Origin of the sequence: Nostoc sp. DedQUE07, from assembly GCF_034530975.2 — a bacterium.
GTDB lineage: Bacteria > Cyanobacteriota > Cyanobacteriia > Cyanobacteriales > Nostocaceae > Nostoc.
This window is the reverse complement of sequence record NZ_JAVRCC020000004.1, coordinates 230,973-244,256: the sequence shown is the minus strand read 5'-3', so window position 1 is coordinate 244,256 and position 13,284 is coordinate 230,973. Positions and strand designations below refer to the sequence as shown.

Here is a 13,284-nt window from a genome sequence, read left to right as displayed (position 1 = left end):
CGTGAGGTACAGAAATAATGTTTTTAAACGCAGAGGAGCGCAGAGTCAAACGCAAAGGTAAGCAGAGGCTTACCTAATTTTATTAGTGATTTACTCAGTACCTCAGCAGGTCGGGAAACGCTATATATCACCAAGCCTAATTTTGTGCAGTTTCACAAAGAATTGCTACCAGATCATAAAGGTTATCGAGTTTCGCCTAAGTTTAGCGGTGAATGGAGCCAACGTCAGAACAATTGAAACAGTTATACAGAGTCTTGACTTGGTTAACGCGAATATATCTCTCGGTTTATCTAGTTTTCCTAGAACAGTATTGGTTCACTAGAGACTATATGGGAATTTTTAGATGTCTGCAACCTAGTTTGAATACTATCAATTATTGCTAGCCAATCAGCATCTCTATTCCATTCAGAGTGAATCCTGGTTTTAGTTGCTGCGTCGTAGAGGTTACAAAAAACTACATTTTCTTTTCCAGCAGTTGCAGCAATAATTAGTGGCTTGGAAAAATCCTGGATACATGATGCAGCTAAAAGGAAACTTTTAGCAAAGTTCGTTTCTCTCCCAGTCCTAATAACATAAATTTCATCTGCTCTAACAAAGATATCTAACTTATTGTTGTCCCTTTCTCTATATTCTCTCGTCGTTAATTTAAGTTCCGATATATACCCAGTTAGCCCTGTTTTGTAAACAGGAATAGTTTGATCGTTATCGTAGTTATACCACAAGTAGGATTCACCGTTTAATTCTCCGCTTTTCACATATAAATAAATAGGTTCTGGTGGGTTACAAAGACCTAGTTTAATTTTAGCAATCATATTTTATATTCCTTTATCAAAGATAAAAAATTTCAGATCTTGCGTTAGATTCAATCTTTTTAAAATAGTGTTTAACTGAATAAAAATAATAAATATACAAAAGGGCATCTACAAGAGATGCCCGTCATGCAGGAAAACCCCAAAGGGATGTCCCTACACCTTCCCAACAATCAGCAACAGTGACTAATTAGGTATTAGTCACACTCACAGACGTGAATATAACAATCTTATTAACTTAAAACTCTCAATGTCCCCAGTGCATACACTGAAAAAACTAATAGTTAATTTTGACGAGATGCAAGCTTGTCTTTATCGCGATCGCGATGTACCACTCCAACAATAGCAGCCAAAATTAGCCATGAAAGCGCATTCAAACGAAAATCAAAGAGAGTTACATCTACTGTATTCAATAAAATCCACCCAACAAAGGACAGAAGATAACTGAAAAATATTAATTTGTCTCCTGCATCTATATATTTTGAATTTTGCAGTAATTGGACACTTGTAATCACAATCCAAGCTAGTAAGCCACAAAATAAACAAGTACTGGGAAAACCTGTTTCAGCAGATAACATCAAAAACAAGTTATGGGGATGACCCAAGGGAATCTGCATCTTTGCTTTGTAAAGTGTACTAAAACTGCGTAACCCCCAGCCAGTCCAAGGATGTTGTTGAGCTAAAGACCAGGCAAACTCCCACTGAGTTTTTCGCATTAAAGCGACTGGTCTATCTGGATACATATCGTCATTTAACCTTGCCCAAAAGAAGGCAGGAACTACGAAGCGAAAAATGTGAGCGACTGATGAGGGAGCAAAAGCTGCCAAAAGAATACTAGAGACGATCGCAGCAACGCTACCTACAAGAATGCGCCAACCTTGGTAGAGTGCATAAGCTAAACAGGCAAAAATAGCGATCGCCCACCCATTACGTGAGTTGGTAAAAATCAAGGCAATGAAATTTGTAATTACCGCCAACGTTAGGAAAAGAAAGGGAACTGGAGACTGGCGCGCAGTCAGTCTTTCCCCCCTGCCCCTCTGCCCCCCTGCCCCTCTGCCTTTTATGCCCAATTTCCAAGACCTCATCCCTAATCGCCATTGTTCGATCCACAACCCTAGACTAAGGATGAAAACTATTACTAGATAAGCTGCGAAGGTGTTAGCGTGTAAGAAAAGTGAAGCGATACGACCTGGTGGGTTTCCGCCTGGTGTGATTGTCCAACTAAACACAACCCAGACAAACTCGAACTTGAAACTCCAGCCGAAAAATAATTGTCCCAAGCCCATAATTGCTACAGGCATAGAACCGATCGCTAAAGCCCAAGCCATTTGCCGCAATTGGGCAAATGTTTGAATCAGAGCGCTATGGGCAGCGAAAAGTAAAAAGAATGGTAATAAATTGAATAAGCCGAGGAAAGCTGCTGTTTTGTCTTGGGCAAACCCAGCACTCACGATCAGTAATACACTCAACAGGGCAAATCCCCAGTTGAGGGGGCGGCGATTAATTTTGCGGGATTGTTTCAGCCAAGTTATTAATGAGACAAAACCTACAGTTACAGCCCCCACAAAAGGACTCAATGGGAAGATTAACAGTGCCCATAGAGAGTAGTTCCAAGAAGATTGCCAACGAGACTTGAAATATTCAAAAACCTTGTTCAAGCTGGCTCCCAACATTCCTCACGAGTGAGGCGAATTTGAGCTAAGGCGAAGATAGTGGGGATGATTCGACCATAGTTAGTAGCGATCGCTCTCCAGCCCAAATCTGCAATAAACCAAGTCCACATCATTGGCCCAATCACGGCAAACATCGTGCGGGCTGCCCCATAACGAGCTGCACTCACTGTCATACCCCGTTGTGCCATTTGCATTGCTACATAGCTTTGAAATTGCGTTGCAGCTGCTTCTGTGCCTGTAATCGCCGCTTGTTTAGCTACTTCATAAGTAGCAAAGTGGATGGCGAATTGACGGGCAATTTGCTTCAGTACAAGTGGCTGGAGAAGAGAAGTAACCGCGATCGCACTACCGCCTTTGAAAAGTAACCCCAAGGGGTCGCGTTGTAATAAAAGTGGTAAAGGTTGTTTTAATTCTGATTTGAGCAGCTGGCGCTGCACTTGTACAGTCAATTTTTGTTTTTCTTGTTCCGGCAATTTTTTCCACACCTGTCCTAGTAGATGCAAAAAGACTTCTGCTTCTAAATCAATAGTTGCCAGCTGATGAGAATAGGGAATTTTTAGATACTTACATACTTGAACTAACGCTTGTCGGTAAGTTACCTGTCCTGTGCGTCCTCGTAATACTGTCATCCCATCTGCCGCCAAAAAACGAAAGCGGCCCTCTAGTGCATCTAACCAAGCTTTGCGGTCTTGGCTTTGCACTTCGATGGGTTCGGGTGTGTGTACATAGTCTAAGGGATTGAACTTACGACTAAATAAAATTGCCGTTAAATCTTGCAATTCTTCTTCGGTCGCTAACTCTAGCGCCGCCCTCATTTCATCCAATTTCCCTTCCTCCCTTCCGTGCAGCTTTCTGTACCTTATTCTACTATTAGCTATTTTGTCCTTTGTTATTCGTCCTTGGTCATTTGATAAATAATGACTAAGGACGAATAACTAAGGACTATTGACTCATGACTGATATTGCAATAATTGGTGCCGGAATTGCCGGTTTAGTCTGTGCCCAGCAGTTAAGTCAAGCTGGATATTCGGTGGTAGTGGTGGAAAAGTCGCGTGGTTTGGGAGGAAGACTGGCTACACGCCGCTTGCATGGAACTTTGGCGGATCATGGGGCTTGTTACCTGAAGCCAAAGGGTGAATTATTGGGGCGTTTTGTGGAGATATTGCAATCCCACCATATCCTAAAAGTTTGGACAGATGAGGTTTACAAACTTACAACAGGCGCTCCTTTATCTGAACCGAAAAACCGCAGTCCGCGTTATGTTGCGCCTGCGGGAATGAGTGCGATCGCTAAATCCCTCGCTCCAGGTTTAGAAATATTACTGAATCAGCGTGTCATAGCTATTACCCCAACTGCCGAAGATAGCTGGCGTTTGACTCTCGAATCTAGTAATGAAGAATTAACCGCAAAAGCTATAGTTGTCGCTATTCCTGCACCCCAAGCTGTGATGTTATTGGAATCTTTAGGTGAGAGTGTATTGGATGCAGCCTTTCTTAATAACTTGCGTTCTGTAGAATTTTATCCTTCAATTAGTGCGATCGCGGGATATTCTTCTACATCCCAACCCTTCCCTCAATGGAAAGCCTTAACTTTTGTGGATGATGCTGATTTAGCATGGATTGGTTTGGATAGTAGCAAGCGTCCTAACCCTCAACAACCACATTTTGTGGTGCAAAGTAGCGCTGATTTTGCCCAACGTCATCTAGAATCACAAGATTTACTACCTGCGGGACAATATATGTTGCAACGAGCAGCTGAATCTCTGTCCCTTCCTTGGCTGAATGCTCCCGAATGGATGCAAGCACATCGTTGGCGTTATGCCTTTCCTAGCCATCCTTGGCACGAAGCTGTTTTGTCTGCTGGAACTCCTTTACCTTTAGTTTGCTGTGGTGATTGGTGTGGCGGCAATCTTGTCGAAGGTGCGATGCTTTCTGGATTAGCTGCGGCTGATGAAATTAATCATCAGTTACATCATCTATCTTTTGATAATGTGAACTTTTTAAACGTTTTTGCCCAATCATTTCATCTGTCGCTAGACTGATCCTGCACTACAGTGAGTCGCTATTTTTCTGACTGCTAAATCAAAGTGCAATAAATAAGTTTTTTAGATGAAATAGCAAATTTTGCTGCGAACCTAAAAAGTGATGCAGATTAGCCAAAAAGCTTAACTTAATGAAAAATTTGTTCCTAATTCAGGTTATTTAACTGCTGTTAACCTTGATCCCCTAGTCTTTGTACTGCGTTTTATGTAGATTTCTGCCAAAAAGGCACAAATTTGAAATAATTAGGATTATAAATATAAAATGCTGATAACTTACCAGCTTATGGGACGCTATTTTAATAAGTAATGCTGTAAAACAGTATAAACTTTAACTAAAATAAGCAAAACCAAATGTCTGAGATTGTACCAAGATAAGAGGCTAGTTTTGGGGTTGATTGCATCTGTAAGTTTAATTACTTTTAACTGATTGTCATCACGACTTTGTCATCTAAAAAAGTTATTCTCTCCACCAACCATTGACTTGATTAAAAAAGGAGTTTAAAAACCATGAAAACGGTAGTCAATTTAACACAACAATCAATAGTGGGAGAAATTGAAAGTATTTTGAATACATATCCATCCCATCCATATCAACAAGCCTTTGCGATTCCTGATTTACGCCAAGAGCTAATTAATTTCGTCCTCAACCGCATTCCCTCCTTTTACAGCGTCGTGTCTGATGAACAGATTCCAGCAGAGGCTGAACAAGGAAGCTTGGCTTATTACAAATTGCCTCGTAAACCCTTAGAGCAGCAACTACATTTACAGAATTTGATTCACCAAGGCATTTGTCTAATCGTTCAAGAAAAGTCAGATTGGATTAGCCATCGTGTTTGTGAAACAGTTCAACCAGCTTGTGAACCCTCTCACTGGTTTGGTTAATAGTTCTAACAAGATTTGGCTCTCTGCTGAGATATCAATAACGTCCGCAGTGAATTTTGAATTTTTGAGTTAATCCCACAGCCTTTAGTCGTGGGATTAGCTCAATATTTTTTTAAGTAGATTCCTCTTGAGGTGTAAACTTTGACAATCACTAAGTTCAAAGGATATTCCCAGGATATGAGAAAAATAACTGCTCTAATGCTAAGTATTACCGTGACTGTCGGGGTAGGGGCATTAACACCCAAAGTCACTAATGCCCAATTGTTTTACCCACCAGCAAGCGATCGCCATTCATTAATGGTAATCGGTCAAGGGGTAGTGAGAGTGCCAGCAGATACAGCGGATATTGAGTTGGTATTCAGTAGTGGAGGTAGCAATGATGAGTTACAAACGCAACCATCATCCTTCCCAGAAACCCGCCGCATATCCTCACCAACTCTACTTTTTAATTACAAAACAGCAGCAGAACCTTTACCAAACAAAAAATCCCTAACTAAAGCAACTCTTCAGCCTGTAGTGGATAGCTTAGTTGCTAAAGGCATTAAGGCTGATAAAATTCAAGTGCAAATTAATCCTAATTCCAGTGAAAATAACGCCAAGATATTGGTGAGACTAGAAAAACCAACGCGCGATCGCGTCCAGGAAATTGTTGCTACAGCGAACAATTCCACAAGCCAAATTGAAAACCTTTCTGTCAAGAGTGTGGGTGTTGAGTACGCAGTTAATGATTGCCAGAGTTTGCAGAGTTCAGTTTATCAATCAGCGATGAAAGATGCTCAAAGCCGCGCCCAGGCTTTAGCATCTGCGATGGAAGTTAAACTTGGTACTCCTTCTGTCGCCGAGCCATTTTACACATTATTTTATCCCTCATGTAGTTCTAAAACTGGAGTTCCTTTGCCGTCGTTTGCTAGTTTTTTGTTATCACCAGCTTACGATCCAGAAGCACTGGCAGAAGTTGAAATGAAAAAGGATATTTTTGTAACATATACAACGAAATAAACATTTATATTTACTGCGATCGCACTTTTATATAGTCAAATTTAGGAGTGCGATCGCTTAACTATTTTCTTCTGAGTCGAATCAAGAATGATAGGTAAGTGCGATCGCGCTTCTTATTTACTTCATACTTTGCAGACTTTTATCTATAATATTTCATATTTTTCTCTTGATATATCCCAAAATTTGCTTAAATAATATTTTAGTTTTTCTAACTGTATCTCTAAATATTTTGCTCTAACTTTATCGGAAATTTTTACGGCATTTACTAAAGTTCTAGAAGATGATGAAAACTTATCTGAACATGAACGTGAAGCTAGGAAAAATGGTAGAGATGCAGGAAAAATAGGATCAATAGCTGGAGGACTGGCCGGAGGAGCTGCTGCTTTTATTGTAGGAGGAGGTGCTGCTATTGCTGTTGGCGTTGCTGCTCCTGCTGTATTAGGAATAGGGGCTGCTTTAGGAGCCTATCACTTCGGGAAAGAAAACAAAAAATAGTAAGGTAATTCAAGGTGCGTTACATTATGTTGACGCACCCTATAGTTTTAATATGCACGTTAATAAATGAATTATACAAATCACTAATAATACTCAACTACAGCAGCAATAGCAGCAGCAATTTCCTCCATAATTTCACTCGAGCATCCTCCAATTTTACGGATAAATCTTTGTATATCCATACCGCGCAGTTGCAAAATATCTACAGCAGAAGTTTTTGTTAGACTATTTGCACTGTCTGGTTCAATTTTAACGTGCCAAATATTGCCAGCATAATATTCTTTCCAGTCTGTGATTGGTGCAATCAACTTAATGGGTAGCTTGCCAACACCATCAGAACTTACTACTATAGCAGGACGGACTTTTTTTATTTCTGCTCCCACTGTCGGATCGAAATTAGCAAGCCAAATATCACCCCGTTTAGAAGATGTATATTTAATAATCAATCAAGTCTCCTGTCTGTAACTCCTCCCATTCTCTATCTTGCTCGTAATGTAATAACATTAACTCAGCCTGTGCCGCTAATATGCATCGCCGTTCTTCTAATGACAATTTCATAAACTCCCGACGACTGATACTCTTTGCTTGTACAAGTATTTCCGAAGCTTGTAGCTGTGGTATGTCTCTCTGAGGAGTAGAATTTGAGATTTCCATACTTTCTCAGTAATTTTTATAAAAATTCCTAATTTATATTTATTTTACTGCACAGCTATAATATGCGTGTTCAAAATCAAATATTCACTTGAATCTAGACTAGATTGCTGATTTCAAACTTCAGTAATGGAAAAACTCCAGAAATGTTTGTGACAAATCTGGAGCCAGGAAAGATACGCATTTACCTATACCAAATTTTCACCTTGAGATAAACCTACGTCATCAGGGTATACACTCAAATACAGATAAAAGTGTTTGAGGATTCTCATTACACTCCTTCTCTATTGGAAGTAACGCAAAACAGCCCCAGATAAGCTGAGGCTGTTTTGCGAGAGTTGTTTCATAGAAGGGGTACATCAATAAGTGATGCCCATGTTAAATATAGATAATTCAGTATGCATCCTTATTCAGCTATGTTTTGCCATATCAGGATGATTGGGAAAATTTTTATGGCTTTTTTCAAAAAGAAACTCCAGATGCACTAAGGCATTCTGGAGCAGTAACAGGTTTCTAACATCAATCAATTTTTACATCTGCGATCGCCCGATGTCGTTAGGGTATATACTCAAATGTGTTTTATGTCTACTCATCCGCAAATCGACCAACAAGTTACCTTCTTTTCTACCCATAACCTCAATGTATCTACAGAATTCTACGAACAAAAGCTAGGTTTGGAGTTATGGCTTGACCAAGGAACCTGCCGAATTTATACTGTTATTGGTTCTGGATACTTAGGATTATGTCAAGCAAGTGAAAAATTAAGTCCTCCAACCGAAAAGCAATCAAGTGTTATTTTTACCCTAGTAACACAGCAGGTGGATGAATGGTTTGAATATCTCAAAAAACGTGGCGTTGAATTTGAAAAGCCACCGACACTAAATAAAAAGTACAAGATTTACCATTGCTTTTTCCGCGATCCTGATGGTTATTTGATTGAAATTCAACGTTTTGAGACTAACGACAACAAAAAAGACATAACCCAATAAGTTATGTCTAGATGTTTAATCTACAGGGCAGGATTTTTACAGGCTAGAACTTTTTGATTTACTAAGGTACATAATACCGACTAATGTTGTATGAACATTAACGATAGGAGTATACCTTTTCTTCCATAGATTTATCGGGATAAAATGTGGAGTTTATGCAGCCACAGAAAAATATTTACATTTATTTACAATTACTGCTTATGTATCGCTTTTGACTTTTATATAATGTCTATCTAATTGACGATCAAAAAACTCTCTGTGTAAATCCTGATTTTAACCAGAGTTAATATTGGATCGCAAAAGCTAGAATACATTGTCGCCAGTATATTTTCTTAGCAAAAATATTTTTGGAAGTATTTCTTTATTAAATATGCTACTTTTATAATTATTTTTAAGCTAATAAATATTGAGTGTATCGGTTCAATAAATATTTTATTAGGGTGACTACATGATAGCCGAAAAAATCAAATTGTTACGCACAGCACTACAACCTAAAGGTTCAGTCACGAAAGCAATTTTCAAACATATTTTATGGTGTGGAGCTTTCGGATTTTTAATTTCTCTGCTTCACCATTTTGAAAAACCTGTATCCCAGCCAATCTTAGCAAATGTGATTCCTAGTATTGTTTTAGGTTTGTTACTTGTCTTTCGGACAAATACTGCTTATGAGCGATTTTGGGAAGGAAGAAAATGCTGGGGATCTATAGTAAATAACACCCGAAATTTAGCAAGGCAAATTTGGGTATCAGTTGATGAAATTTTACCAGAAGATAAAGACAAGAAAATTACGGCATTAAACTTATTGGCGGCTTTTGCAGTAACAACTAAATTACATTTGCGAGGAGAAACTGTCAATAGCGAGTTAGAAGATTTAATGCCATCTACTAAGTATATAAAACTGAAGATTATGAATAATCCCCCTATAGAGGTTGCCTTTTGGATAGGAGATTATTTACAGGAACAGTATAATCGTAATTGCCTTAATAGCTACCAGCTAACATCAATGCAAGAATTATTGAATAATCTTGTGGATAATTTAGGTGCTTGCGAACGTATTTTGAAAACGCCTATGCCGCTTGCTTATGCCCTTCATTTGAAGCAATTGCTAATATTATATTGTTTTCTGCTACCATTTCAAATAGTTGAGAAGCTCGGTTGGTGGACAGGTTTAATTTCTGCTTTGGTTGGGTTCACTGTGTTTGGCATCGAAGCCATTGGCTTAGAGATAGAAAATCCCTTTGGTTATGACGCTAATGATTTACCATTAGATGCAATTTGCGAGACAATGAAGCGTAATATTGACGATTTAATTACTTTGACTCCTAATGCGCGATCGCATCAACAAGATAGTATAACTAATTGAAAAAAGTTGAAGATATTGATTAATAAAAAAGAATATATAGCAGTTTGTAACAAGTAAGTAAGGTGAAAAATGCAAGACTCACGCTTTCACAACCGCCGAATCGCAATTTCTAAACCTTCACATACACGAGTCAGAAAATCTAAATCCAAAGTAGCGATCGCATCACTAACTTTGTGATAATGTGGATTTCGCAAGAATGCCGTATCTGTCACCATCATTGCCGGATAACCCAAATCCCAAAAAGGTGCATGATCGCTAAGTCTGGTTTGGGGAACTATTAAACCTCGATTTGGCACGGGTAGCCATTGACTAGATACGCCAGCTTTGCGAATATTACGGCTCATGCCAATTAAGTCAGGCAATGTCCGCAAGTTGCCAATTAAAGCAATAAAATCACCTGTATCTGGGTAGAAGCGTTCCAGAGGAGGGGGGTAACTTTGGGAACCAGGTGTAGAATCTTTATAGCCCAGCATTTCTAGGGAGATCATTAAGCGTAGCTGTTGCTTTTCTTGATGCAACAGGGCTGCATAGTCAGCACTACCCAGTAAGCCGTATTCTTCCATATCGAAAGCAACCAGTCTTAAGGGGTATCTCACAGGTTCGGCAGCAAATTTTCTCGCTAATTCCAGCAACACCGCGACACCTGTAGCATTATCATCAGCCGCAACTGTTCCTGGAACGCCATCATAATGAGCGCCAATTAAAATTGGTAGTAAATCCTTTTTTTGCCCTTTAGCTTGGGATGGTAAATTTAATATCAAGTTATTACAAGTTTTACCTCTGACTTCAAAGGTGTGGATTTCCACACTCCCCCATTGAGAAAATTGCTGGCGGATATATTCTTGGACAAAAAAATGTCCAGCCGTTGCCATGTAAGGATCGCGTTCTCGCGCTATCTCACTCAGGGAAGTCTGTAATCGCTCTGTTAAATTCAAATCTTTTAAGTAGTAGCAATAATATGAGAATTTTTAGGAACTCAAAAAAGCAGAGCAAGCGTTGTTAAGTTTAACTTACCAATTTGCAGATAACTTAAACAGAAGTAGGGGGATATCAAGAATTGAGGCTGCTTGGGCACACCAACCATCTCAATGCTATCCTAGTCTTGCAACTATCTCCTCTAGCTGCACTTCTTAGCTTACTGCCTTAATGATCGGTATTATACATTGAGGTGTTTTTATCTTGTAGCACAAAGCTAGAGGTAGTTCCGCCCAATCATAATAAATATATAAGACACTTTAGGAGAAGAGTAACGCATGGGCAAGGTAGTCGGCATCGACTTGGGTACAACCAACTCAGTAGTCGCCGTTATGGAGGGTGGCAAGCCGGTGGTGATTGCCAATGCAGAAGGAATGCGAACAACCCCCTCCGTAGTTGGCTTCAGCAAAGAAGGTGAAAGGGTGGTTGGGCAAATGGCACGGCGACAAACCGTCCTCAATCCTCAAAATACCTTTTTCGCAGTTAAACGCTTCATTGGGCGGAAGTATGGCGAACTTAATGCAGATTCCAAGCGTGTACCCTACACCATCCGCAAAGACGAAGTAGGTAATATTAAAATTGCCTGTCCTCGTCTCAATAAAGATTTCGCCCCAGAAGAAATTTCGGCAATGGTGCTGAAGAAATTGGCAGACGATGCTAGTCGCTATTTGGGTGAACCAGTCACAGGGGCAGTGATTACAGTACCCGCCTATTTTAATGATTCTCAACGGCAGGCAACCCGCGATGCTGGCAGAATTGCTGGTTTAGAAGTGCTGCGGATTCTCAATGAACCGACTGCGGCATCTTTAGCTTATGGATTAGATCGGGGTGACACAGAAACTATTTTAGTCTTTGACTTGGGTGGTGGCACCTTTGACGTGTCGATTTTAGAAGTAGGCGATGGGATTTTTGAAGTCAAAGCTACCAGTGGAGATACGCAACTTGGTGGGAACGACTTTGACAAAATAATCGTAGATTGGTTAGCAGAGCAATTTCTGGAAACAGAAGAGGTAGACTTAAGACGCGATCGCCAAGCTTTACAACGTCTGATGGAAGCGGCGGAAAAAGCCAAAATTGAGCTTTCTGCTGTTAGCGTCACCGAGATTAATTTACCCTTCATCACTGCCACGGCAGATGGCCCTAAACATCTCGAAACTCGTTTAACTCGTTCCCAGTTTGAAGGTTTGTGTGGTGATTTGGTGGGAAGATTGCGAACACCAGTAAAACGCGCTCTCAAAGATGCCGGACTTTCACCTAGAGACATTGAAGAAGTTGTGTTAGTTGGCGGTTCTACACGAATGCCAATGGTAAAGCAGCTTGTACGGGACTTGATTGGTACAGAACCGAACGAAAACGTTAACCCTGATGAAGTCGTGGGAGTGGGTGCAGCAATTCAAGCAGGTATTCTTGCAGGCGAACTCAAAGATGTGCTGCTTTTGGATGTCACACCCCTCTCTTTGGGATTGGAAACCATCGGCGGCGTGATGAAAAAACTTATCCCCCGCAACACCACTATCCCAGTACGTCGTTCTGATATTTTTTCCACGTCTGAAAATAACCAAAATACTGTGGAAATTCACGTAGTCCAGGGCGAACGGGAAATGGCAGCAAGCAACAAGTCTTTGGGACGGTTCAAGCTCTATGGCATCCCACCAGCACCACGAGGAATTCCTCAAGTTCAGGTGTCATTTGATATTGATGCTAATGGTATTTTACAGGTAACAGCCTTAGATAGAACCACTGGACGAGAGCAGAGTATCACCATTCAAGGCGCTTCTACCTTGAACGAGTCGGAAGTGAATCGGATGATTCAAGACGCTCAAAAATATGCTGATGTCGATCGCGAACGTAAAGAAAGAATAGAAAAGCGGACTCGTTCTGAGGCATTGATTTTCCAAGCAGAACGACAACTGAGAGAAGTAGCGCTGGAATTTGGTATGCAGTTTGCCCGCAACCGCCGCCAGAGAATTGATAATATTTGCCGACAACTGAAAGAGAGTCTTCAGGAAAATAGCGATCGCGGTATCGATCAAGCCTACGCCGACTTACAAGATGCTCTCTACGAGCTAAATCGGGAAGTCCGCCAGACTTATGCTGAAGATGAAGACGATGACTTGTTTGGGACTATCCGTGACATCTTTACCGGCGGTGATAAAGAACGAGAACGCGAATTTCCCAGAGATACATATCGAGAACGCGACTCATACAGTAAAGATTATGGCAGAGACTATGACAGAGATTATAGCCGCGATAATCGTTCTTCCGCTTATGAAAGCCGTCCTCCACGCAAATCCCGCCCCAGCTACCAAGATAACTGGGATGATGAAGAAGACAATGATTGGTTATAAGAAAAGTTAGGAGTAGAGACGCGATTAATCGCGTCTGTACAGGAGTTAAAAATAAATAT

The 13,284-nt window shown here is 40.4% G+C and carries 12 protein-coding genes and 1 pseudogene; 7 read left to right on the top strand and 6 right to left on the bottom strand.

All coding sequences use genetic code 11. The features are described from left to right. Positions 1-212: 212 nt before the first annotated feature. A pseudogene (locus tag RMZ95_RS05295) lies at positions 213-263 on the top strand (hypothetical protein); the annotation flags it as partial. 36 nt (positions 264-299) lie between these two features. Here the strand turns inward: RMZ95_RS05295 and RMZ95_RS05290 are convergent. The 3 genes from RMZ95_RS05290 to RMZ95_RS05280 form a co-directional block, all read right to left on the bottom strand. After that, on the bottom strand, positions 300-812 hold the full coding sequence (locus RMZ95_RS05290) for a hypothetical protein (RefSeq protein WP_322685372.1): 513 nt from the start codon (positions 810-812) through the stop codon (positions 300-302). 281 nt (positions 813-1,093) lie between these two features. Next, positions 1,094-2,482 (bottom strand): O-antigen ligase family protein, encoded by a 1,389-nt coding sequence (locus RMZ95_RS05285; RefSeq protein ID WP_322685373.1) that lies wholly within the window; start codon positions 2,480-2,482, stop codon positions 1,094-1,096. Further along, positions 2,464-3,306 carry a YaaW family protein gene (locus RMZ95_RS05280; RefSeq protein WP_322685374.1) on the bottom strand — a complete coding sequence of 281 codons (843 nt, stop codon included), beginning with the start codon at positions 3,304-3,306 and terminating at the stop codon, positions 2,464-2,466. Before RMZ95_RS05280 ends, RMZ95_RS05285 begins: the two co-directional genes overlap by 19 nt. A 128-nt stretch (positions 3,307-3,434) precedes the next feature. Between RMZ95_RS05280 and RMZ95_RS05275 the strand changes: the two genes are divergently transcribed. The 3 genes from RMZ95_RS05275 to RMZ95_RS05265 all read left to right on the top strand — a co-directional run bounded on the left by RMZ95_RS05275 (position 3,435) and on the right by RMZ95_RS05265 (position 6,404). Next, positions 3,435-4,523: an NAD(P)/FAD-dependent oxidoreductase gene (locus RMZ95_RS05275; protein ID WP_322685375.1), complete on the top strand. Its 1,089-nt coding sequence runs from the start codon at positions 3,435-3,437 to the stop codon at positions 4,521-4,523. Positions 4,524-5,030: 507 nt separating this feature from the next. Further along, complete coding sequence (locus RMZ95_RS05270) at positions 5,031-5,405, top strand: hypothetical protein (RefSeq protein WP_322685376.1); 375 nt, start codon at positions 5,031-5,033, stop codon at positions 5,403-5,405. A gap of 177 nt (positions 5,406-5,582) precedes the next feature. Then, positions 5,583-6,404 carry an SIMPL domain-containing protein gene (locus tag RMZ95_RS05265; protein ID WP_409882153.1) on the top strand — a complete coding sequence of 274 codons (822 nt, stop codon included), beginning with the start codon at positions 5,583-5,585 and terminating at the stop codon, positions 6,402-6,404. A 578-nt stretch (positions 6,405-6,982) separates the two neighbouring features. On the opposite strand, the gene RMZ95_RS05260 is transcribed toward RMZ95_RS05265, so the two are convergent. After that, on the bottom strand, positions 6,983-7,345 hold the full coding sequence (locus RMZ95_RS05260) for a type II toxin-antitoxin system PemK/MazF family toxin (protein WP_322685378.1): 363 nt from the start codon (positions 7,343-7,345) through the stop codon (positions 6,983-6,985). Beyond that, entirely contained in the window at positions 7,335-7,553 is a 219-nt protein-coding gene (locus RMZ95_RS05255; RefSeq protein WP_322685379.1) for a hypothetical protein, read from the bottom strand. Before RMZ95_RS05255 ends, RMZ95_RS05260 begins: the two co-directional genes overlap by 11 nt. Positions 7,554-8,131: 578 nt before the next feature. Here RMZ95_RS05255 and RMZ95_RS05250 point away from each other — a divergent pair. Continuing rightward, positions 8,132-8,539 (top strand): VOC family protein, encoded by a 408-nt coding sequence (locus RMZ95_RS05250; protein WP_322685380.1) that lies wholly within the window; start codon positions 8,132-8,134, stop codon positions 8,537-8,539. A 448-nt stretch (positions 8,540-8,987) separates the two neighbouring features. After that, positions 8,988-9,902, top strand: coding sequence for a bestrophin family protein (locus tag RMZ95_RS05245; protein WP_322673290.1), 915 nt, complete (start codon positions 8,988-8,990; stop codon positions 9,900-9,902). A gap of 86 nt (positions 9,903-9,988) precedes the next feature. On the opposite strand, the gene RMZ95_RS05240 is transcribed toward RMZ95_RS05245, so the two are convergent. Further along, the gene (locus tag RMZ95_RS05240) at positions 9,989-10,837 is read right to left on the bottom strand and encodes a M28 family peptidase (protein ID WP_322685381.1); all 849 of its coding nucleotides are present in this window, start codon (positions 10,835-10,837) and stop codon (positions 9,989-9,991) included. Between the two features lie 318 nt (positions 10,838-11,155). On the opposite strand from RMZ95_RS05240, the gene dnaK reads away from it, so the two are divergent. Then, positions 11,156-13,225, top strand: coding sequence for a molecular chaperone DnaK (gene dnaK / locus RMZ95_RS05235; protein WP_322685382.1), 2,070 nt, complete (start codon positions 11,156-11,158; stop codon positions 13,223-13,225). Positions 13,226-13,284: the final 59 nt, after the last annotated feature.